Annotated in this window: 21 protein-coding genes; 10 read left to right on the top strand and 11 right to left on the bottom strand. The window is 66.9% G+C overall.

The window, feature by feature from the left end:
* Nucleotides 1-43 precede the first annotated feature (43 nt).
* The 3 genes from AU187_RS06545 to AU187_RS06535 are packed head-to-tail and all read right to left on the bottom strand — an operon-like array spanning nucleotide 44 to nucleotide 3,308.
* Entirely contained in the window at nucleotides 44-1,699 is a 1,656-nt protein-coding gene (locus AU187_RS06545; RefSeq protein WP_059101946.1) for a thiolase C-terminal domain-containing protein, read from the bottom strand.
* Nucleotides 1,696-2,010 (bottom strand): ferredoxin, encoded by a 315-nt coding sequence (locus tag AU187_RS06540; RefSeq protein WP_059101945.1) that lies wholly within the window; start codon nucleotides 2,008-2,010, stop codon nucleotides 1,696-1,698. The genes AU187_RS06545 and AU187_RS06540 overlap by 4 nt, the downstream gene beginning before the upstream one ends.
* Nucleotides 2,007-3,308 (bottom strand): NADH-ubiquinone oxidoreductase-F iron-sulfur binding region domain-containing protein, encoded by a 1,302-nt coding sequence (locus AU187_RS06535; protein ID WP_059101944.1) that lies wholly within the window; start codon nucleotides 3,306-3,308, stop codon nucleotides 2,007-2,009. The genes AU187_RS06540 and AU187_RS06535 overlap by 4 nt, the downstream gene beginning before the upstream one ends.
* Nucleotides 3,309-3,344: 36 nt before the next feature.
* Here AU187_RS06535 and AU187_RS06530 point away from each other — a divergent pair, with 36 nt between their 5' ends.
* Nucleotides 3,345-3,827, top strand: a complete 483-nt coding sequence (locus AU187_RS06530; RefSeq protein ID WP_059101943.1) for a hypothetical protein — start codon at nucleotides 3,345-3,347, stop codon at nucleotides 3,825-3,827.
* A 40-nt stretch (nucleotides 3,828-3,867) separates the two neighbouring features.
* On the opposite strand, the gene AU187_RS06525 is transcribed toward AU187_RS06530, so the two are convergent.
* The 4 genes from AU187_RS06525 to AU187_RS06510 all read right to left on the bottom strand — a co-directional run bounded on the left by AU187_RS06525 (nucleotide 3,868) and on the right by AU187_RS06510 (nucleotide 7,566).
* Nucleotides 3,868-4,776: an alpha/beta fold hydrolase gene (locus AU187_RS06525; RefSeq protein WP_059101942.1), complete on the bottom strand. Its 909-nt coding sequence runs from the start codon at nucleotides 4,774-4,776 to the stop codon at nucleotides 3,868-3,870.
* Nucleotides 4,777-4,888: 112 nt separating this feature from the next.
* Nucleotides 4,889-5,281, bottom strand: coding sequence for a Rieske (2Fe-2S) protein (locus tag AU187_RS06520; RefSeq protein WP_059101941.1), 393 nt, complete (start codon nucleotides 5,279-5,281; stop codon nucleotides 4,889-4,891).
* A 1-nt stretch (nucleotide 5,282) separates the two neighbouring features.
* The gene (locus tag AU187_RS06515) at nucleotides 5,283-6,425 is read right to left on the bottom strand and encodes an amidohydrolase family protein (RefSeq protein WP_059101940.1); all 1,143 of its coding nucleotides are present in this window, start codon (nucleotides 6,423-6,425) and stop codon (nucleotides 5,283-5,285) included.
* A 46-nt stretch (nucleotides 6,426-6,471) separates the two neighbouring features.
* A complete protein-coding gene (locus tag AU187_RS06510) occupies nucleotides 6,472-7,566 on the bottom strand; it encodes an amidohydrolase family protein (RefSeq protein WP_172800179.1) in 1,095 nt (364 codons plus the stop codon).
* Between the two features lie 282 nt (nucleotides 7,567-7,848).
* Between AU187_RS06510 and AU187_RS06505 the strand changes: the two genes are divergently transcribed.
* The 9 genes from AU187_RS06505 to AU187_RS06465 all read left to right on the top strand — a co-directional run bounded on the left by AU187_RS06505 (nucleotide 7,849) and on the right by AU187_RS06465 (nucleotide 17,263).
* A complete protein-coding gene (locus tag AU187_RS06505) occupies nucleotides 7,849-8,856 on the top strand; it encodes an acyl-CoA dehydrogenase family protein (RefSeq protein ID WP_059101938.1) in 1,008 nt (335 codons plus the stop codon).
* Nucleotides 8,840-10,015, top strand: a complete 1,176-nt coding sequence (locus AU187_RS06500; RefSeq protein ID WP_059101937.1) for an acyl-CoA dehydrogenase family protein — start codon at nucleotides 8,840-8,842, stop codon at nucleotides 10,013-10,015. Before AU187_RS06505 ends, AU187_RS06500 begins: the two co-directional genes overlap by 17 nt.
* 5 nt (nucleotides 10,016-10,020) lie before the next feature.
* On the top strand, nucleotides 10,021-10,797 hold the full coding sequence (locus AU187_RS06495; RefSeq protein WP_059101936.1) for an enoyl-CoA hydratase/isomerase family protein: 777 nt from the start codon (nucleotides 10,021-10,023) through the stop codon (nucleotides 10,795-10,797).
* 18 nt (nucleotides 10,798-10,815) lie between these two features.
* Nucleotides 10,816-12,114 carry an acyl-CoA dehydrogenase family protein gene (locus tag AU187_RS06490; RefSeq protein WP_059101935.1) on the top strand — a complete coding sequence of 433 codons (1,299 nt, stop codon included), beginning with the start codon at nucleotides 10,816-10,818 and terminating at the stop codon, nucleotides 12,112-12,114.
* 15 nt (nucleotides 12,115-12,129) lie between these two features.
* Nucleotides 12,130-12,906: an SDR family NAD(P)-dependent oxidoreductase gene (locus tag AU187_RS06485; protein WP_059166397.1), complete on the top strand. Its 777-nt coding sequence runs from the start codon at nucleotides 12,130-12,132 to the stop codon at nucleotides 12,904-12,906.
* A gap of 82 nt (nucleotides 12,907-12,988) precedes the next feature.
* A complete protein-coding gene (locus AU187_RS06480) occupies nucleotides 12,989-14,116 on the top strand; it encodes an LLM class flavin-dependent oxidoreductase (protein ID WP_059101933.1) in 1,128 nt (375 codons plus the stop codon).
* The gene (locus AU187_RS06475) at nucleotides 14,113-15,279 is read left to right on the top strand and encodes a sulfotransferase family protein (RefSeq protein ID WP_059101932.1); all 1,167 of its coding nucleotides are present in this window, start codon (nucleotides 14,113-14,115) and stop codon (nucleotides 15,277-15,279) included. The genes AU187_RS06480 and AU187_RS06475 overlap by 4 nt, the downstream gene beginning before the upstream one ends.
* Nucleotides 15,280-15,319: 40 nt before the next feature.
* Nucleotides 15,320-16,045 carry a sugar phosphate isomerase/epimerase family protein gene (locus AU187_RS06470; protein WP_059102099.1) on the top strand — a complete coding sequence of 242 codons (726 nt, stop codon included), beginning with the start codon at nucleotides 15,320-15,322 and terminating at the stop codon, nucleotides 16,043-16,045.
* A gap of 9 nt (nucleotides 16,046-16,054) precedes the next feature.
* Nucleotides 16,055-17,263, top strand: coding sequence for a DUF1214 domain-containing protein (locus AU187_RS06465; protein WP_059101931.1), 1,209 nt, complete (start codon nucleotides 16,055-16,057; stop codon nucleotides 17,261-17,263).
* A gap of 11 nt (nucleotides 17,264-17,274) precedes the next feature.
* Here the strand turns inward: AU187_RS06465 and AU187_RS06460 are convergent, their stop codons facing one another.
* From AU187_RS06460 to AU187_RS06445, 4 genes are all read right to left on the bottom strand, one after another.
* The gene (locus AU187_RS06460; RefSeq protein WP_059101930.1) at nucleotides 17,275-17,718 is read right to left on the bottom strand and encodes a hypothetical protein; all 444 of its coding nucleotides are present in this window, start codon (nucleotides 17,716-17,718) and stop codon (nucleotides 17,275-17,277) included.
* A gap of 67 nt (nucleotides 17,719-17,785) precedes the next feature.
* Nucleotides 17,786-19,147: a cytochrome P450 gene (locus AU187_RS06455; RefSeq protein ID WP_059101929.1), complete on the bottom strand. Its 1,362-nt coding sequence runs from the start codon at nucleotides 19,145-19,147 to the stop codon at nucleotides 17,786-17,788.
* A gap of 43 nt (nucleotides 19,148-19,190) precedes the next feature.
* Nucleotides 19,191-19,382 carry a ferredoxin gene (locus tag AU187_RS06450; RefSeq protein WP_059102098.1) on the bottom strand — a complete coding sequence of 64 codons (192 nt, stop codon included), beginning with the start codon at nucleotides 19,380-19,382 and terminating at the stop codon, nucleotides 19,191-19,193.
* 18 nt (nucleotides 19,383-19,400) lie between these two features.
* Nucleotides 19,401-20,261, bottom strand: a complete 861-nt coding sequence (locus AU187_RS06445; protein WP_059101928.1) for a mycofactocin-coupled SDR family oxidoreductase — start codon at nucleotides 20,259-20,261, stop codon at nucleotides 19,401-19,403.
* Nucleotides 20,262-20,267: the final 6 nt, after the last annotated feature.

Raw genomic sequence — 20,267 nt, 5'->3', positions numbered from 1 at the left:
CGGGGAGCCGCCCCGGCGGCGACACCAGAGCGGGGGCTCACACTCACGAGTCGGTCCGCATCAGGATCGCCCCGCTGGGCGTCAGTCCGCCGCTGCTGACCACGGCGACGCGCGCATCCATGACCTGTCGGTCGCCGGCGTCGCCGCGCAACTGCGTGACCGCCTCGTGGATCAGGCCCATGCCGTGGGTGCGGCCGTGGGACAACTGACCGCCATGGGTGTTCAACGGGATCACGCCGTCACGGGCGATCGCCTGACCACCGTCGAGGAAGTCCTTGGCCTCGCCGATACCGCAGAAGCCGAGCGCTTCCAGCCAGGACAGGCAGTTGAACGAGAAACCGTCGTAGAGCTCGGCGACGTCGACGTCCTTGGGCCGCAGTGAGGTTCGCGTCCACAGGTGCGCCGCCTGGCCGAGCACCTGGGGCTCGTGGGTGAGCGTGCTCTGGTCCCAGTCCGTGCGCTCGACGATCTGCGTGCCGACGGCTTCGAAGAGCACGGGTTTGCGCGGCATGTCCTTGGCGGCATCGACGGCCGAGACGATCACCGCCACGGCGCCGTCGCACGGCACGTCGCAGTCGTAGAGCCCGAACGGCGTGGTGATCATCCGTGCGCCGAGGTAGTCGTCCATGCTCATCGGATCGCGGTAGATGGCGGTCGGGTTCAGCGCCGCATTCGCGCGCTGGTTCAACGCGATCCAGCCGAGAGTCTCCCGCGTCGTGCCGTACCGGTCGAAGTGTCGTTGCGCGTTCAGGGCGAGCGTATGCGCTGCCGACATCGCGCCGAACGGCATCTGCCAACTCGATGTGCGGGCACCACCGGGAGGCGAGGCCTTGCCTTCCTTCATCAGCTGCTGGAAAGTGGCCTCCCACAACGTCCGAAAGCACAGGACGTGACGGGCCATGCCGGTGGCGATCGCCATCATTGCGGCGATGACGGAGCCGCCGGGACCGAACGTGTCCATGCCGCCGTTGATCCACGCCGGACGGATGCCCAGCGCGCCCTCGAGCGCGCTGACGCCGCCCTCGCCCATGCCCGCGATGTCCAGGCCCGGATAGGTGGAGAGCCCGTCGATGTCGTCGAAGGTCAAGCCCGCGTCTACGACCGCCGCCTCGCACGCCTCGATGGTCAGCGACAGCGGCGGCACCATCAGCCGGCGGCCGAGCCGGGACGCGCCGATGCCGGTGATCGCGGAGTGTTCCTCGAACCGCTGTGTGGTCGGCGGGGCGCTGACGTGCTTGGCGAAATCCTGCGGCGCGATCTCGTCCTCGGGAAGCGGACCGGTCCGCTTGTCGGCGCTTGGCCGAAACATCGGCAGGAAGACGGCTCCGGCTTGATCGGCGAGCTTCTCGAACGTGACCTCGACGAGTTGGCCGAGCTCGAGAGCGTCGGGATCGCAGTCGACGATGTTGGTGGTCAACCGAACTCGCGGATCCTCGACGACGGCGACCTGAGCCACCACATACGGCGGCGGCAGGTCGGGGAAGCCGAACCGATGGTTGACCGTGAAAGCCGACAGCGTGGCCGTGCCGGACACGTCGCGAACGCCCATGTTGTGGCTGCGGCAGTACCGGCACACCGGCTGCGGCGGGTGGATCAGCGCGGAGCAGTCGCGGCACTCCTGGATGCGCAACACATTGTCAGCGCCTGCGGTCCAGAAGAACTCGTTGAGAACCGTGAGTTCCGGCAGCGGCCGGGTCACCGGACGAATCCCGAGATCGCTTCGTTGCTGTCGCCGGCCGTCGGATCGGGCTCGGGGGACTCGCGCGGTTCTTCGCGCACGGCGTTGTCGTCTGACGGCCGGTGTTCACCCATGTAGATGATCGCGTGGACGGGACAGTCGAGCAGGGCCCGCATCACCGCGTCGCGGTCCTTCTCCGGCACCGTCCCGTCGCCGATCAGCGACGCGTAACCCCAGTCGTCGAGCGAGAAATACTCTGGCGCGTGCCTGGCGCAGATGCCGAAGCCGTCGCACAGCGTGCGGTCGAGCCGAATCCTCAAGCCGTCACTCATGATTGGGCCACCGCCTCCACTTCGTAGGGTCGGGCTGCTTCGAAGGTGCCGGCGCGGCACGTCTGGCAGTCGTCCGCGAGATGGCGGGCGATCGCCTGAGGGAACTGGCGCAGCAGGCTGGCGGCGATGTTGGTGGCGCCGTCGAGGGTGCCGCAGGCGCCGCGGCCGCGCAACACCACCGACCACCGTTCCAGGCGTGCGACGTCTTCGTCGGTCGCCACCCCGTCGCGTAGTGCCGAGGTGACCGCGCTCATAGCGGCGGTGCCGTTGAAGCAACTCCCGCACTGGCCGGCGTTCTCGCGGTCGAAGTAGGCCATCACCGACGCGGCGACCGCCACCGGGCAGTCGTCGGTCAGGATGGTAATGGCCCCGCAGCCGAGGCCACTGCCCAGCCGGCGCATCGATTCGTGGTCGAGCGTCGCGTCGAGGACGTCGGTGTTGAGCAGGCCGGCGAAGTAGCCGCCCATCAACGCTCCGGTGACGGCTTCTTTGTCGACCCCGTGCACCTGCAGCAGCTCGGAAAATCGTGCGCCGTGGGGAATCTCGTAAAGTGTGGCCGGTCGAGCACCACCGGTGATGGTGGCGAGGAACGTTCCCGGCGACATCGGCGTGCCCACCGACCGGAACGCCTGCGCACCGTGGGCGTGGATGAACGGCAGGTTGGCCAACGTCTCGACGTTACTGACCATCGTCGGCAGCCCGGACACCCCCTCCTCGAAGGGCCGCGGCGGCTTGTCGGTCGGCTTGGCCTGCCCGCCGTTGATGCGCCGCACCGCCGCGGTCTCCTCACCGGCGACGTAACCCGGTTCGACGGTCACGACGGTGACCTCAGTTCCTCCGAACGTGTCTCGCGGAAGTTGGCTCAACGCGGTGCTCACCGCGCTGGCCGCGGGGGAGTCGGAGACGTACACGTAGGCGCGCCCGGCTCCGGCGACAGCGGCGGCCAAGCGTAGTCCGTCGAGCACCAGGTGCGGGCGGTGGCGCAGCAACCAGCGGTCTTTGATCGACGCCGGCTCGCCCTCTTCGCCGTTCGCGACGACTACGGTGTCCGATCCGCGCTGATGTGCGTCGCGCACGGAGCGAAGTTTGGTGCCGATGGGAAAAGCTGCGCCGCCGCGACCCAGCAGTCCGGACAGGTCTACCTGCTCGGCCAGCGCCTCGGCGTCGGACAGCGACTGGTAGCCACCGGCCTGTACGTAATCGGCGTAATCCTCCGGGCCCGAGCCCGCGCCGCGCAGAAGGCGTGGCGCGCAGTCCGGCCAGGCGGTGACGGTGAGTTCGGTAGCGGTGGAGGTCATGAAACGCCCTTGCAATCCGCGGATAGGCTGACGGCCATGAGGACTGCGGTGGTTCGCGTCGGCGTCGACCGCGCAGGCGAACTCGATTCTGCGCAGCTCGATGAGGGTGCGGCCCGCCTGCGCGAGCTGGCCGGCGCGGCAGGCATCGAACTGATCGAGAACAAGCTGTCCGGCCTGCCTGCCCATCGCCGCGAGGTGGAACTGCTTATCGAAGGCGACGATCCCGCGACGCTCACGCGTACCGCTGTCGAGTTGTGCGCTCGCGCCTTTGGCGAGTTCGGCACCACACCGGTACCCGGCGTGGTGACGTTCATCAGTCGCGGCACCGACGCCGATGCGCGCGGCGTGCTCGCCGGGCTGGGCCTGGCCGGCGACATCGAGCGGGTGCCGGGCGACGACGGCTGGGACGTCGTGCACGTGACGTTGCGCAAGGCCGACCTCGAGCGCGTGCCCGAGAGCCGCGTCCACACCGCGCTCGAGGCATCACTGAACTGCGAGGTGCGCATCCGGTCCGTATGAACCGGCGCATGTGCCCCCACGGGGGACGGTCGCCCGCTCACTAGCTGTCCAGGAACTTCAGGATCGCGGGCGCAGCCTGCACCCACGTGTCGAACATGTTGAATCGCTTGACCTTTCCGGAGGCGCGGGCCTCGCCGGCGCGCTCCCAGGCGTCCTCGGGCCACGGCGGGTCGATCAGCTCGGAGCCCTTGATCAGGCAGCTCACCTCGAGCGAGGTCCGCTTCGGATGGTCGAGGTCGTTCTCACCGCCGCGGATGATCAGCGTCGGAACCTTGATGTTGTCGAACATCTCGTCCTCGACGCCGGGGATCGTCTGGCCGGGCTTGGGGACGAACGCGTTGAGCCACCGCAGCATCAGCTTGAGGAACTGATCGGGGTCCTGACCGAGGATACGGTCCCGGTTGGCCGGGTTTTCTTCAATGCGCTGTTTCCATTCGTCGACGGCGGCAACCGCCTTCATGCCAGCGCCACGCACCGCGAGGATGCTCGGCACGATGTAGTACGAGCCCAGTACGAACGAGCCGTACACACCGCCGACGATGTTCCACACCACCAGCTTTCGGACGATCTCGGGATACAGCATCGCGGTCAGCATCGAGTCGCGGGCGCCGCCCGAACCGCCGGCGATGATGCACGGGCCGATGTCGAGACCGGTGATCAACGCGTGCAGGGTGTCGGCGCGCATGTGCGATTCGCTCTGCCCGTAGAACTGGACGTCGGACTTGCCGCAGTTGGGCCGGTCCCACAGCAGCACGCGATAGCCGCCCTTGACCAGTTCCTGCGCCAACGGCCGCAGCCCCTCGATGTCCTTGCTGAACCGGCCGCCAGGGGTGAGCGCGATGAAATCGCCTTCCTTACCCAGGATTTCGTAGACGACATTGCCGCCGTTGAGCTCGATGGTCTTCTCGCCGCGCTTGAGCTTGGGGCCGGCGGACTCCGTTGTGGTCATCGAACTCCTCCGTGTGGGCTCCCGCGCAAGCGCCGAATGACCGCAAAATGCCGAAATCGGTCAGCGTGTCGTGTACGGACACGGTCACTCGCGGTACTGAGGGGTGCACCCATCATGCCTGCACCAGCACCTCGTTGCCGACCACCCGAACCGGGTAGGTGCGGATGCTCCACTCGGGCTTGACCGCGGTGGTGCCGGTGGCCAGTTCGAAACCCCACTGGTGCCACGGGCAGTAGATGTACTCGAGGTCGCGCACCATCACCGCGTCGCCGGGCACGCTGTCGTCGACGATGGTGCGACCGCGGGCGCGGCCCGAACACAGCGGACCGCCTTCGTGCGGGCAGTAGTTCGCGATCGCGTAGAACGTGCCGTTGACGTTGTACACGCCGACGCCATGGCGTCCGATCGGCACCAATTTGTGCTTGCCCGGCGGGATTTCGTCGACGGTGGCCACGACGTGCTCACGCCCCTGGGCCAGCCGGGGCGTCTTCTTCTGCTCGTCCAACTCAGAACACCCGCACCTGGCCCTCGAGGGCCGGAACCGTCTCGGGAAGGTGATACGTGGCGATGCCGTTGCGGAACATCACGGCCTCGCGGGCATGCTCGGGCAGGTGCTTGACCAGCCAGCGGGGATCATCGAAGGTCCAGTGCGGATAGTCGCTGCTGTAGAGGAGGATCTTCTCGCACTCCATCCACTCGAACGCGCGCGACAACTCCGTCTTGTCCTCGGGGTAGTCCAGCGGTTGGGTGGTGAACTTGATGTGGTCCTTGACGTACTCCGAGGGCTTGCGCTTGATGTCCAGCCACGACTTGCGGGCCTCGTAGATCGCATCCATCCGCCACATCAGCGGCAGTATCCACGTGAAGGCGTGCTCCACCAACACGATTCGCAGTGTCGGGAACCGGTCGAACAGGCCGTCGAACACCATGCTCATCACCTGGTTCGCGGCCAGCAGCGAGTAGGTGACCATGAAATCGTGGTTGTAGCTGGGGAATCCGACCGGCGGGATCGGCAGCTCCTCGTGATGGCTGCGCGACAGGTGACAGCTCACCGTGATGTCGTGTTTGGTGGCGGCCTCCCAGATCGGGTTGTACTTCGGATCTCCCCACGCCGGGCGCGGTTCGGCCTTGATCAGGACCTGGCCCATGTAGGGATGCCCGGCCCAGCGCTCGATTTCGCGGGCCGAGTCCTCGGGTGCCTCGATCGCCACGCAGACCGATCCGCGCCAACGCTCATGCCAGTTGTTGTGGCTGTCCAGCCAATGGTTGGCCTGCCAGTCGTTGAGCGCGACGCTCATCGCGTGGTTGACCTCCGGGAACCGCGCCGGGTATGCGGCCGGCTCGAGGACCGCGATGTCGGCCCCGGCCTCCATGATCAGCTGCTTGAACGCAAGGTCGGGATCGCTGCCGGCGAAGTTGCCGTCCGACGGGAACGTGTCGACACGCATCGCATAGGCGTGCGCGTAGTCCGGTGCGTCGTAGTAGATCTGATCGCCGACCTTGCGCGTCAGGAAGTACTTGCTGCGCCACGGCTCCGGGATGTACGGCGTCAACTCGCCCGCTCTCGGCGTCGGATGCACGTCGGAGTCGACGCAGCGCACCGCGACGCGCTCGGCGGCCGGCTTGCGCTCTGTCACTGTCACCGTCATCGTGGCTCCCTGCCTATCGCTGCTTGCCCAAGCTTTCCGATTCCTATCACTGTGCGCTCACAGATGCGCCGACGTCTATGCCGTACAGCTCCGCGGCATTGCGCCAGCAGAGCTTGTCGCGCTGTTCGGCGGAGTACGCGGCGGGGACCGTTAGATCGTTGAGCTGCCAGTGGGGATAGCTCGACCCGTACAGAACCATGTCGTCCTTGCCGGTGAAACCCAGCCATTCCCCGGCATAGTCCACGTCGCCGGGGCCGTCCATCGCCCCCTGCACGAAATACGTGTGGCCCGGCAGGTAATCGCTGGGCATCCGTGGCGCCCACGGCGTCTGCTCGAGGTGTGGCCGGCCGAAGCAGTCCATCCGCCACATGAACGGGGTCATCAGGTCGGCCGCCCCGTCGGCCCACACGAACTTCAACGTCGGCATCCTTTCGAATACCCCTTCGACGATGAGATTCATCAGGTGGTACAGGTAATTCAGCGCCATGAAGCTGACGTAGTTCTCGTATGTCCTGGGCACCCCGGACGGTGTCGGCGCGAACTGGATACCGGCGCCCACCTCGATGTGCACCGCAACCGGCAGGTTCGCTTCGACTGCGGCCTCCCACAGCGGCCAGAACTGCGGCTTGCCGTACAGCTCCCGGGACTGCAGCGGGACACCGATCTGCACCACCCGCGGATGGTCGGCGTACTTGGCGATCTCCCGCAGCGCACCGGTGATGTCGTCGGGGTTGACGCGGATGGTGCCGCGGAACCGGTCGGCGTACGGATTGTCATCGAGCCAACGCGTGACCATCAGCTCGTTGTGTGCCGCGGCGATCGCGGTGCCGAGATGGCGATCCGGCATGATGCCGCGCGTCATCGGGTGCAGGACAGCGACATCGACGCCACGTTCCTCGAACAGCTGCCGGCCGACGAAGTCGGGGTCCGACCCCGGATACATGCGTTCGCGCTCGGTTTCGGGTGCGTACTCGCCGCCGGGCGCGCCGTACCAGTCCATCTCGTAGTCGGGGAATCCGCGGCTCTTGAACGGCTCGCGCATGAAGCTGCGCAGGTCTTTGTTCGACTTGCTGAAGATGTGCACGCTGGCGTCGATGAGCGGCGTGTCGACGGGCGTCGAACTCCCGTCCGGGTGTTGCATCACCAAGGCTGTCCTCCGATGTCATCCGGCGGTCGGCGCGCGCAGGAGAGCAGCGCGCGAAACGCCGGACACCTCCAGTGTAAAGCGTTGTTCTTCAATCGCAAGAATCTAGTTCTCAACGAATCGCTTACTTTTGCGCAGGTCAGGGTGCGCGCTGGTCAGCTGCACGACACGCAGGCCACGAAACGGGGTAGTCAAATCGGGAGAACGGTTACGACGCCATAGGAGAATGTTATTCTCGCCGGGACGCGCTGCACATCTCTGAGGTCCCCGGGAGGCTTGGTGTTACTGGAGTTCGACGCCGATCAGCGACTCTGGCAGGAGACCGTGCGCGACGCGGTCACCAAGCAGTGCCCGGCCTCGCTGGTGCGTGGCATCGCCGAGAACGGGGTCGACCCGACCCCGCTGTGGAAGACCTACGTCGACGCCGGCTGGACCGAGTTGGCCGATCCGGAGAACGCGGTCGAACTGGCGATCGTGCTCGAGGAGCTGGGCCGTGCCACCGACCCGACACCGTTCCTGGCCACCCTGACGCAGTTCGCGCCGTTGGCCGGGGAGCGTTTCGATCCCCAACAAGCCGGCACGGCGGTGTACGACGGCGTCGCCGCGCACCGGGTCGCCGACGGCTGGGTGCTCAACGGTACGGCCCGGCACGTCCTCGACGGTGACCGCGCCGAGCGGTTCGCCGTCGTGACCGAGGCCGGGGTGTTCGTCGTCGACGCCGAGCGGGCCACTTCACGCCGTAGCCCGGTCTTCGATCCGGTGTTGCACGTCGCCGAGGTGTCGTTCGTCGACGCCCGGGTGCCCGACACGGACCGGGTGCGAGTGGACGCCGAACGCGCCCGCCACGTCGCGCTGACCGGGATGGCCATCACCACGGTCGGCGCGTGCCAACGCATCCTCGACCTGGTGCTCGAACACGCCAAGCAGCGCCAGCAGTTCGGCGTCGCGATCGGTTCGTTTCAGGCGGTGCAGCACAAGGCCGTCGACATGCACGTCGCGACCGAACGTGCGCGGGCGCTGTCGTACTTCGCGGCGCTGACGATCGCGGCCGACGATCCGCGTCGCCGGTTGGCCGCGGCGATGGCCAAGGCGTCGGCGGGGGAGGCGCAGGCGCTGGTGTTCCGACACGGCCTTCAGCTGTTCGGCGCCATGGGTTTCACGTGGGAGAACGACCTTCAGTTCGCGCTGAAGCGGGCCAAGGCCGGCGAGCTGCTGCTCGGCGGCGCCGCCGAGCATCGCGCGGTGATCGCGGAGGAATACAGGAGTAACGGTGCAGCTGACTTTTGATTCCGATGTCGAGGAGTTCCGCGCCGAATTCGCGGCCTTTCTCGACGAGCATCTGCCCTCCGAGGCGCAGACGTTGGAGCGGCCGCGGTCGGTGTCGCACATGCCGCAGTGGGCGCGCGACTGGCAGCGCCTGCTGTTCGACAACGGTTGGCTGCTGCCGGCGCAGCCCCCGGAGTTCGGCGGGCGCAATGCCACCGTCGTTCAGCAGTTCGTCCACCTCGACGAGCTGTGCCGTCGGCGCATCTACCACAGCTTCAACCCGCAAGGCGTCAACATCATTGCGGCGTCGTTGATCTCGTTCGGCTCGGATGAGCAGAAGCACCGTTGGGCGGTGCCAGTGCTCAAGGCCGAGATCACCGCGTCACTGGGGATGAGCGAACCGAGCGCGGGCTCCGACCTCGCCTCGCTGCGCACCCGTGCGGTTCTGGAGGGCGACCATTTCGTGGTCAACGGCCAGAAGGTGTGGACGTCCGGCGCGCACGACGCCGACTTCCTGCTGACCTTCGTGCGCACCGACCCCGATGCGCCCAAGCACAAGGGCATCAGCGCGCTCATCATCCCAACGGACACACCCGGTGTGGTGTGCCGCCCGTTCGCCGACATGACCGGACAGGACAACCTCGACTTCAACGAGGTGTTCTTCACCGACGCCCGCGTACCCGCCGAGAACCTCGTCGGACCGCTGAATGGCGGCTGGGGTGTCGCCAACGGGTCACTCGGCCACGAGCGCACGATGATGTGGCTCGGTTTCGCCGACCGGATCGACAACATGATCGCCGACTTCCGGCCGCACACCGAACTGCAGCGCGACCAATACGCCACCACGATCATGGACTACCAGGCGCTACGGGCAATGGGCTCGGCGGCGTTGGCGCGCGCCGCGCGCGGCGAGATGGACACCGCCTCGGTGTCGGTGCTGAAACTCTTTGGCTCCGAGGCCGAACGCCAGGCGATGGAGAACGCGTTGGCCGCCGCCGGCGCCGACGGGCTGATCCATCCGTCGACCTCCGGGCCCTACGAGCACATGAACCTCGACCACTACTTCGCGAGCTGGTTCGAGCGCTACGCCCGCAGTTTCGGCGGCACCATCGCCGGAGGCACCTCGGAGATCCAGCGCAACATCATCGCCACCCAGGTGCTCGGGCTGCCACGGCGCTGACGACGGTGACCGAGACGCTGGATATCGACCGGTCGAAGCCCGGCATCGTTGTCCTGCAACTGAACCGGCCCAACCAGCTCAACGCGATCAACGAAGTCATGCGCGACGAGCTCGCACGGACGCTCGACGGGATCGCCGCGGACACGGCGGTGCATTCGGTGGTGTTGACCGGCGCCGGGCGCGGGTTCTGCTCCGGTATCGACGTGCGGAGGTTCGGCCCCGGGGTGCCCGAGGCGTCGGCGCCGGCGATCGACCGGATGCGTTTTCAGGAGGCGATGGCTGCGCTGCCGCAGGCGATCCGCGCGCTGCCGCAGCCGGTGATCGCGGCGGTGAACGGCCCGTGTGTCGGAGCCGGGTTGGCCTTGTGCCTGGCCGCCGACATCCGCATCTGTTCGACCGCAGCGACATTCGGCAACGCCGCGATTCTGCTCGGCCTGTCCGGCGCCGAGATGGGGATGAGCTACCACCTGCCCAGGATCGTCGGGACCAGCGTCGCGGCCGACTGGATGTTGTCCGGGCGCACCGTGAGCGCCGAGGAAGCCGACCGCCGCGGACTGGTCAGCGAGCTCGTCGAAGCGGACCGGCTCATCGAGCGAGCAGTCGAACTGGCCACGACGATTGCGGGCCTCTCGCCGCTGGGCGTGCAGCTGACCAAGCGCGCGCTGCAGGCCAACACCGACGCGCCGCTGGACGCCGCGCTCGAACTGGAGAACCGCAACCAGGTGCTCAGCCACGCCACCGACGAGGCGGCGCAGCGGCGGCGCACGTGGTCAGACACCTGACGCACGAAAGGACGACCTGTGGCGTGGGACTTCTCGACGGACCCAGAGTGGGCGGAGCAGCTGGCGTGGGTCGAGGAGTTCGTGCGCGAGGAGTGCGAACCGATCGACTACATCGTCAAGGAGTCGCACGACCTCAATGACCCCGTGCGCCAGGCACTGATCCCGCCGCTGCAGGAGATCGTCAAAGAGCGGGGGCTGTGGGCCACCCACCTGGGGCCGCATCTCGGCGGGCCCGGCTACGGTCAGGTCAAACTGGCGCTGCTCAACGAGATCCTCGGCCGATCCGAGTGCGCGCCGATCGTGTTCGGCTCGCAGGCACCCGATTCCGGCAACAGTGAGATTCTGGCGCACTACGGAACACCCGAACTCAAGCAGCGGTATCTGGAGCCGCTGCTGGACAACCGGATCGTGTCGTGCTTCTCGATGACCGAACCCCACGGCGGTGCCGACCCGAAAGTGTTCACCACCACCGCGGTTCAGGACGGCGAACATTGGGTGATCAACGGCGAGAAGTGGTATTCGTCATTCGCGTCGATGGCGTCGTTCATCATCGTCATGGCCATGACCGACCCGGATGCGCCGCCCTATCAGCGGTATTCGATGTTCGTGGTGCCCGGCGGCACTCCGGGTGTCAACGTGCTGCGCGACGTCGGGCTCGGTTACCAACCGCTCGGCGGTGGCGGGCGCGAAGGGTATGTCCGCTACGAGAACGTCCGCGTACCCGACGATCACATGCTGGGACCGCGCGGCGGCGCCTTCGTCGTCGCGCAGACCAGGCTCGGCGGCGGACGCATCCATCACGGCATGCGAACGGTCGGTCTGGTGCGGCGGATCTTCGACATGCTCACCGAGCGCGCGGTGTCGCGCTATACCCAAGGCTCTGTGCTGGCCGACAAGCAGATGGTTCAGGAGATGATCGCCGACTCGTGGATGGAGATCGAGGCGTTTCGGCTGCTGACCCTGCAGACCGCGTGGAAGATCGACAAATACAACGACTACAAGGCCGTGCGCGCGGACATTTCGGCGGTCAAGGCGATGATGCAGAAGGTGTTACACGACGTGTCGGCACGGGCGCTGCAGTTGCACGGCTCGCTGGGCACGTCGCACGAGATGCCGTTCGTGCAGTACCTGACGGAGTCGTTCGTGCTCGGTCTGGCCGACGGGCCGACCGAGGTCCACAAGGTGACGTTGGCGCGGCTGCTGCTCAAAGACGTCGCGCCGGCGCCTGACGCGTTTCCGTCCGAGCACCTGTTGCGGTTGCGGGCAGCCGCCGAAGCCAAGTTCGCCGACAAGCTCGCGGGTATCCCGCGGAACTGACTGGGAGGGCTCTCGATGTCCTGTGACGGCAAGGTCGCGCTGGTGACCGGCACCAGCCGAGGGCTGGGTAAGGCCATCGCGATGCGGCTCGCCGCCGAGGGCGCGACCGTCGCGTTGACGGCCCGCACACTCGAGCCGGACCCGAAATACCAAGGCTCCCTCAGCGAGACACTGGCCGAGATCGAGACCGAGGGCGGGACGGCGGTCACGGTGGCCGCCGACCTGTCCCAAAGCGACGAGCGCGAGCGGCTGTTCGCCGAGGTGGTCGAAAAGGTCGGAGCCCCCGACATTCTGGTCAACAACGCGGCGGTCACCTTCTTGCGACCGCTGGACTCGTTTCCCGAGCGGCGGGTCCGCCTCATGACCGAGATGCACGTGATGGCCCCGCTGCACCTGACGCAGTTGGCCATTCCGGCCATGCGTGCGCGCGGCCGCGGCTGGGTGCTCAACGTGACGTCTGTCGGCGGCGACCTGCCCACCGGTCCGCCGTTCTCCGAGTTCGACCGCACCGCCGGTTTCGGCGTATACGGGACGGTCAAGGCCGCGCTGAACCGGCTGACCAAAAGCCTTGCCGCCGAACTGTACGACGACGGAATCGCGGTCAACGCCGCCGCGCCAAGCAATCCGGTCGCCACCGAGGGCGCGGGCGCGCTCGACCTCGCCAAGACCGACACCGAAGACATCTCGCTGATCACCGAAACCGCGTTCCAGTTGTGCACCGGCGACCCGAAGACGCTGACCGGTCGCATCGCCCACACCCAGACGTTCCTGGCTGAGATCGGCCGGCTATGACCCGCGAGTGTGGGATCGTGTCACGCCATCCGGCGGTTCCGCGTGACGGTAACCCACGTTCGGCGCAAGGAGGGGCCGTCGAATGAAAGTCCAGCCCGCCGCGTACCTGCGCACCACGCTGCCGCTGGACCTGTCGAACCTCGAAACGCTCGACAGCGGCCGCTACCACTCGATCTGGCTGCCCGACCACATGGTCAGCTTCTGGCCCGACTCCATCTGGACACCCGAATTCACCGATCTGGCAAGCGTTTCGCCGTCACCGCACCGGCACCTCGACGGGATGGCTGTTGCGGCCGCCGCTGCGGTGATGACCCGTAACGTGCCCCTTGCGACCAGTGTCGTCGACACCGTCCGGCGCCACCCGTCACTGCTGGCGCAGAGCGCGCTGACCATCGACCACCTCGCCAACGGCCGCTTCATCCTGGGCCTGGGTAGCGGTGAGACCGAGAACACGGTGCCGTACGGCTTCGACTTCAGCAGACCCGTCAGCAGGTTCGAAGAGGCACTGCGCGTCATCCGGCTGCTGTGGCAGAGCGACGGTCCCGTCGACTTCGACGGCCGGTTCTACCGCCTGCGGCACGCGCGTCTGGACACCGAACCGTACGACGGACGCTTCCCATCGATCTGGATCGGCGGCAGCGGGCCCCGCACGCTCGACATCGTCGGGCGCTACGCGGACGGATGGTGGCCGACGGGGGCGTGGACACCGGAGGATTACGCGGAAAAGCTTGCCGCGGTGCGGCTGTCCGCCGACAAGGCTGGCCGCGACCCGGCGGCGATCACGCCGTGCTTCATCCAGGTGTGCCTGGTGGGTCGTGACGACGCCGCGATCGCCGAGATCCTGGACGCGCCGCTGGTGAAGTCCTTCCTGCTGCAGGTGTCCGCCGAGGTGCTGCGCAAGGCGGGCTTCGAGCATCCGATGGGCGAGGGTTGGCGCGGATACCAGGACATCGATCCCGCGGTGCTCACCCGCGAGCGCATCGTCGACTTCCTCGACCGCGTGCAACCGGAGATGGTCTTGGCGATGGTGCCGCACGGCACACCCAAACAGCTCGCCCGCGTCATCAAGGAGTACGTCGACGCGGGCTTGCGCGTGCCGAAGGTCATGGATTACGGCGCCATGGCGGGCCTGCGGTACACCGCGCAGTCGGCGCAGAACGTGCGCGAGGTGGAGGACGAGCTGATGAACCTGTGCGGAGACGTGCAATGACTCATCTCGACGCCGGGGAGATACTCGCCCGCGCCGAGGCTGAAACCGGGTTGCACGACTACGGCGATCCGACACTCCCCGAGCGGTTTTCGTTGGTGGTAGACCATCTGAATTCGGTCGGCATGGACGCCGACGGTCAGCGGCGGGCCGCCGAGGTGTGCCACTGGCTGCTGGCCTCGCGGCTGGAGTTCTTCGCCGACCGACGCCGCTATCCGCTCGCCGCGGAGGTCGTCGAGGCGCCGATGTTCGTCACCGGCGAACCGCGCTCGGGCACCACGCTGATGCACGCGCTGATGTCGGTGGATCCGGAATCCCGCGCGCTGCGGTTCTGGGAGGTGATGTACCCGTCACCGCCGCCGGGCACCGTCGAGGGCGACGATCCGCGGCGCGCACGCGCGGACGCCGACTGGCGCGAGATCAACGCCAAACTGCCGAAGTGGTTGCACAGCCATCCCTACAACGACATGCTCGGCGACGGCCTGCCCGAGGACGAACGGACCTGGGCGTTCGACTTCCGGGTGCTCACGCCCACCGCGTGGTGGCGGGTGCCCATGCAGACCGTCGTCGGCGGGTTGCCCACCGACCCGTCGGCGCAGTACCGGATCCACAAGGCGATGCTGCAGCAGTTCCAGTTCGGTCGGCCCCGTAAACGGTGGGTACTCAAGGGGTTCCACGGATTCCGGCTGAGAGAGTTCTTCGACGTTTATCCCGACGCGACATTGCTCTGGTTGCATCGGGACCCGGTCCAGGTCGCGGCGTCGCGCACGATGATGATGGCCGACATCGGTGAGGGCATCGTCGGCCCCGTCGATCTGCAGGCCGCCGCGAAGATGCACCTGCAGTTGACCCGCGAGAGCATCGCCAACACGATGACCAATCCACTGGTGGACGATCCGCGGATACTGCACGTGCGCTACACCGACTTCGTCGCCGATCAGGTCGGCACCGTGCGTCGCTACTACGAGTTCGCAGGCCGGGCGCTGAGCGCGGATGCCGAGACCGCGATGCGCGCCTACCTGGCCGCCAACCCGGGCGATCGGCACGGAAAGTTCCGGTACTCCACTTCGCTGCTGACCGACATCGGCGAAGATCTCGACGCCTTGCACGATGAGTTCCGGCCATTTCGGGAGCGTTTCGGCGTCGAAATCGAGAAACGGGGCTGAGGTGACCGACGACCGGGTGTCGGTGCACAGCGTCACGTTCATGGGCGCGTCGCTGCGCGAGATGGAGTCGCACTGGCGGGCGCTCGGCGTCCGGCGGCTCAGCTTGATCGACTCGCAGTTGGCCGAGCCGGAGCTGGCCCCGATGGTCGCGAGCGGGTATTCGGTCGAAACGGTGTATCACCTGTTCTCGTCGCGTGATTCGCTGTTGCGGGTCATCGACACGGCCGCGGCAGCCGGAACGCGGGTGGTCTACATGCTGACCGGCGGACGCGGTGGGCTTGACTGGGCCGCCGCCGCCGAGCGGTTCCGCGATGCGGTCACGCCCTGTGTGGCGGCCGCCGAGCAAGCCGGTGTGGCGCTGGCGATCGAGAACGCGTCCAGTCTCTATGCCGACATCCACATCGCCCACAGCCTGCGCGACACCATCACACTGGCAGAGATGGCCGGCCTGGGCATCTGCATCGACCTGTTCCACTGCTGGGCCGAGGCGGAACTGCCGACGCTGCTCGAACGCGCGTTACCGCGAACGCAGGCGATCCAGTTGAGCGACTACGTGCTCGGCGACCGCGCCCTGCCCGCGCGTGCCGTGCCCGGTGACGGCGCCATTCCCATCGAGCGCTTCGTCGGCGCGGTGCTCGAGGCGGGATATCCCAACCATTTCGACCTCGAACTCATCGGGCCGCGCATCGAGCGGGAGGGCCGCCTGGAGGCGTCCCGGCGCGCGTGCACCGTGGTATCGGCGATGCTGGAAGAACGCGACGGCTAGGAGACGGCGATGGCGTTCGGAGACGGCCCGGATGATGCGGCGCTGAAGTCGGCGTGGGAGTCGTTCTGCGACCGGTTGAAGGCGGCGGGGGATCGGGTTTTCAAGGACCACAACCCGGTGTCCGGCGCCCAGCGTGTCGACGGATTCCGGTTCCTGACACAGAATCTGGGCCAGGCCTTCGACTTGGCACTGGAGACCCGGGACACGCGATACCCGATGATCCACACGTTCTGCCATCCCAGCCGCAAACTCGGTGGCGACTGTGCGGACTTCCTCTATCAACAGGCGTGGATCGACGGGACGTCGGCATACCGCATCACCGGTGAACGCGGCACGGCCAGCTTTCTCAACATCACCGTGCAGGGGCCACGCCGCGAAGGACCCGGTGTGTTGCACGAACCGTTCGGCGATGCGCCCGAGGCGAACCTGACCGGCGCGGAACTGCACACGGCGCCCGACGGAGACTTCGACGTCTACATCGGCGGGGCGCGGCGCGACCGAAACTGGCTGCCCACCACGCCGGGGACGCGAAAGCTGTTCATCCGCCAGGGTTTCGACCGCTGGGACGAGCGCCCGGCCCGGATGCACATCGAGCGCGTCGACATGGATTCCCCCCGACCGCTGCCCACTACGGCCGACATGGTGACGGCGATCGACTGGGCGGGCGACTTCCTGACCGGAATGATGGCCGACTGGCCCGAATATCCCTTCGCCTACGGGGGAGTCGACGCCGACCGGCCCAACGCGTTTCCAGAAATCGCGTCGACGGGCGCGGACGCGAAGCGAGGCCGCGCCGCGGTGAACATGCACTGGCGGCTGGCGCCCGACGAGGCGTTGGTCATCGAGTTCGCCGCCCACGACGGGCTCTGGATGCTGACCAACATGGGGGCATTCTTCACCAGCATGGACTACCTGTACCGCCCGGTGAGCTACACGCCCAGCCGCACCGCCGTCGACGACGACGGCCGGGTGCGAATCATTCTGTGCCACGACGACCCCGGCTATCACAACTGGTTGGACACGCAGGGTTTCGAACGGGGGAACGTGACCTACCGGCACATGCTCGATGGCGAGCCCGCAACGCTGACGACGCGGCTGATCAAGCGGACCGACCTGGCCGAGGCGCTGCCACCGGACACCACGACGGTGACGCCGGCGCAGCGCGCCACCCAGCTGTGGGATCGGTTTCGCGGTGTTCGGCAGCGCTACGGGTGGTAGCGCGGCCGCGGCTACAGCCGTTGCAGCTTGAACGTCCAGAACTGCATGCCGGGCGGACCGTTGAAACAGCCGACGTTGTAATGCGACTCGATGGTCCCGACCAGCGAAACCTCGTCCCACGAGTAGGTTTCGCGAGTGGGAAGTACCTGGCCGGGGCAGCGCAATCCGTCGGGCACGTCCACGGTCATGGTGTAGCGACCATTGACCGCCCGGGCCTGACCTTCGTAATACGCGTAGAACTTCAGCCGCGGCCGCGCGCTGACATATACGCAATCGGGCTGCTTGTCCGGCCAACAGGGATGGATGAACCACGCCCACGAAGCTCGGTCGTACCTGTTGGTGAGCAGATCGTAGTTACCCCAGGTCATCGTCGCCTGCGCCGGCGGCGGCGACACGACGAGGCCCGCGGCCATGAGGAGCGCGGCCGCCACGACAAAGATCCTCAAGCGCTTCAACGTCGGTCCTCCCGATACCCCGGCCCGCTGCTCATCAAAGCATCTCGCTGTGCGCCACGCCTACCGATCAGGCGATGACGGCGGCTTCCTTGCGCTCGGTGATCGGCCGCGCCAGCTCCTGGTCGTCGCAGATGCGCTGCAACTTCTCCAACGTCTCGTCGAGGCCCGGGCCGAGCGGCTTGCTCGGCGTGAACGTCGCGGGCAGGTTGCGCATACCCTGGATGACGCCGATCGTGTCGTAGTGCACGGTGCCTTCGGGGTCGCACACGTAGTCGGGCATCCGGTCCAACACGGCGGTCAGCATCGACTTGAAGACGGTGCGCGCCACGTTGGAGCCGACGCACCGGTGCACGCCGATGCCGAAGCTGAAGTGCCGGTTGCCCTTCCGGTCGAGAATGACCTCGTTCGGTTTCTCGAACACCGACGGATCGCGGTTGGCCATTGCCCACGACAGCCAGAGCCGCTCGTACTGCTTGAACCGCTGACCCTCCACCTCGACGTCTTCGGAGAACGTCCGGCCGTCGCCGGGCGCCGGAGTGAAGAAGCGCAGGAACTCCTCGGTGGCCGGGTGCAGCAGCTTGTCCCGCTCGCGGCTGAGCCGTTCCCGTTCGTCGGGGTGCTCGCCGAGCCATTCCAGCGCGTGCGCGGTCAGTGCGGTCGTGGTGTCGAAACCTCCGCCGATGATCAGCCCCAGGTTGCCGAGGATCTCCATGTCGGGCGCGGGTTCGCCGTCGATGCGCAACTGCACCAACGCGTTCACCAGCCCGGGGCGCGGATTCTCGCGGATCTCCATCATGTTGTTGATGAGGTCGATCCCCATTTCGCGGTGCTGCTCGTTGATCTTCTCGCGCTCGGGGGAGTGTTCGGGTGTGTACACCGAGGCGTGGGTCGGCTCGCTGTAGACGTTCCACTTCTTGAGATCGATACCCATCATCGCCAGCGTGAAGACGGCGGGCACCACGTTGGCGAGGTGTTCGACGAAGTCGATGCGACCCGTTTCGATGTGCTCATCGAGGGCCGCACGGGTGATCTCGTCGACGAAGGGTTCCCAGCGTTTGATCGCGGCGGGAGACAGGTACGGGTTCAGCGCACCGCGGTAGGTACTGTGCTCGGGCTCGTCCATCTCGAGGATGCCGCCGCGAACCACCGTGGCACGGCTGGCCTTCGGGATCGTGATGCCCTGAAACGGCGTCTCACCGGTGATGTCATGGTGATTGGACACCGCCGGGCAGCGGGCCAGTTCGAAGACATGCCTGCTGTCGGCGGCGACCCAGTGCCCGTTGTAGGTATCCGTCCAGGCCATCGGGCACCGGGACTGCATCTCCTCGGTGATCTTCTCGAACTGCAGCCGGTATTCCGGTGTGTGCCGGTCGAAGTGGTACCTGTTCTTCTTGCGGTCGTCGTCGGTCGCGACATCCTCGATGGTCACGGCGCGTCTCCTATTGCGTTCTCGGCGGCCGGCGGTAGCGGCGTCATTCGATGACGATGGCCTGTTCCGGACATGACTGCGCCGCCTCCCTCACCAGCTCCTCCTGATCGGTGGGCACCACTTCGTTCACCGGCGATGAATGGCCGTCGACATCGTCGAGTTCGAACGAATCGGGTGCGATCATCGCGCACAGCGTGTGTCCCTGGCAGCGCGTTCCGTCAACCGAAACCTTCACTGTCGCCACTCCTTTCGCCTAGTTGTGGTAGTCGTACCACTTCAGGTAACCGCCGGCGTCGACGCGCAACTGCGCACCGGTGACGAAGCGCGCTTCGTCGGAGGCCAACCACAGCACCGCATTGCTGATGTCCTCCGGCTCGATCCACGGCACCTTCATGGCCTGCTGGACGTAGAACACCGGCTCGGCGTCCTTGAGCTCGGGCTTCTCGAGGTCGGGCCGGAAAGAGCGGTACATCGGCTCGCTCTGCAGCATGTTGGTGTTGCAGTTGGTGGGATGCACGACGTTGGCCCGGATGCCGCGCGGTGCGAGCTCGGTCGCAAGATCGTGCACGTAGGCCGACAGTGCCCGCTTGGAATGCACGTAGGCCATGCCGCCGGGGTCGTTACCCGGGTCGTTCTTCTGATGGGTGTCCATCAGCGCCGCCGTGGATCCGGTCGCGATGATCGACGCGCCCTCTTTGAGGTGCAGCAGCGACACCTGGATCGCGTTGATCGTGCCGATCAGGTTGGTGTTGATGACGTCGATCCAAGCCTGAAGGGGCGGTTGGCCTTTCATCCCCGCGACGCCGGCCTGTGCGACGACGATATCGAGCCCGCCCAGCTGGGAGATTCCGTCCTCCAGCGCCGCCTTCAACTGCGAGGCTTCGCGCACGTCGGCCTTGGCGGTGACCACGCGCTGACCGGTCTTCTCGATGAAGGCCGCGGTCTCCTCGAGATCCTCCGGGGTGGCCATCGGGTAGCCGATGGTGTCGATGTTCTCGCAGAGGTCCACCGCGATGATGTCGGCGCCTTCCTCGGCCAGCCGTACCGCATGGCTACGCCCCTGCCCACGCGCCGCACCGGTGACGAATGCGACCTTGCCCTGTACGCGTCCCACTCGAGA

It is taken from the genome of Mycobacterium sp. IS-1556 (assembly GCF_001499985.1).
Lineage (GTDB): Bacteria > Actinomycetota > Actinomycetes > Mycobacteriales > Mycobacteriaceae > Mycobacterium.
Note: the sequence above shows the minus strand (reverse complement) of the source record. Positions and strands in the feature narration are given on the sequence as shown.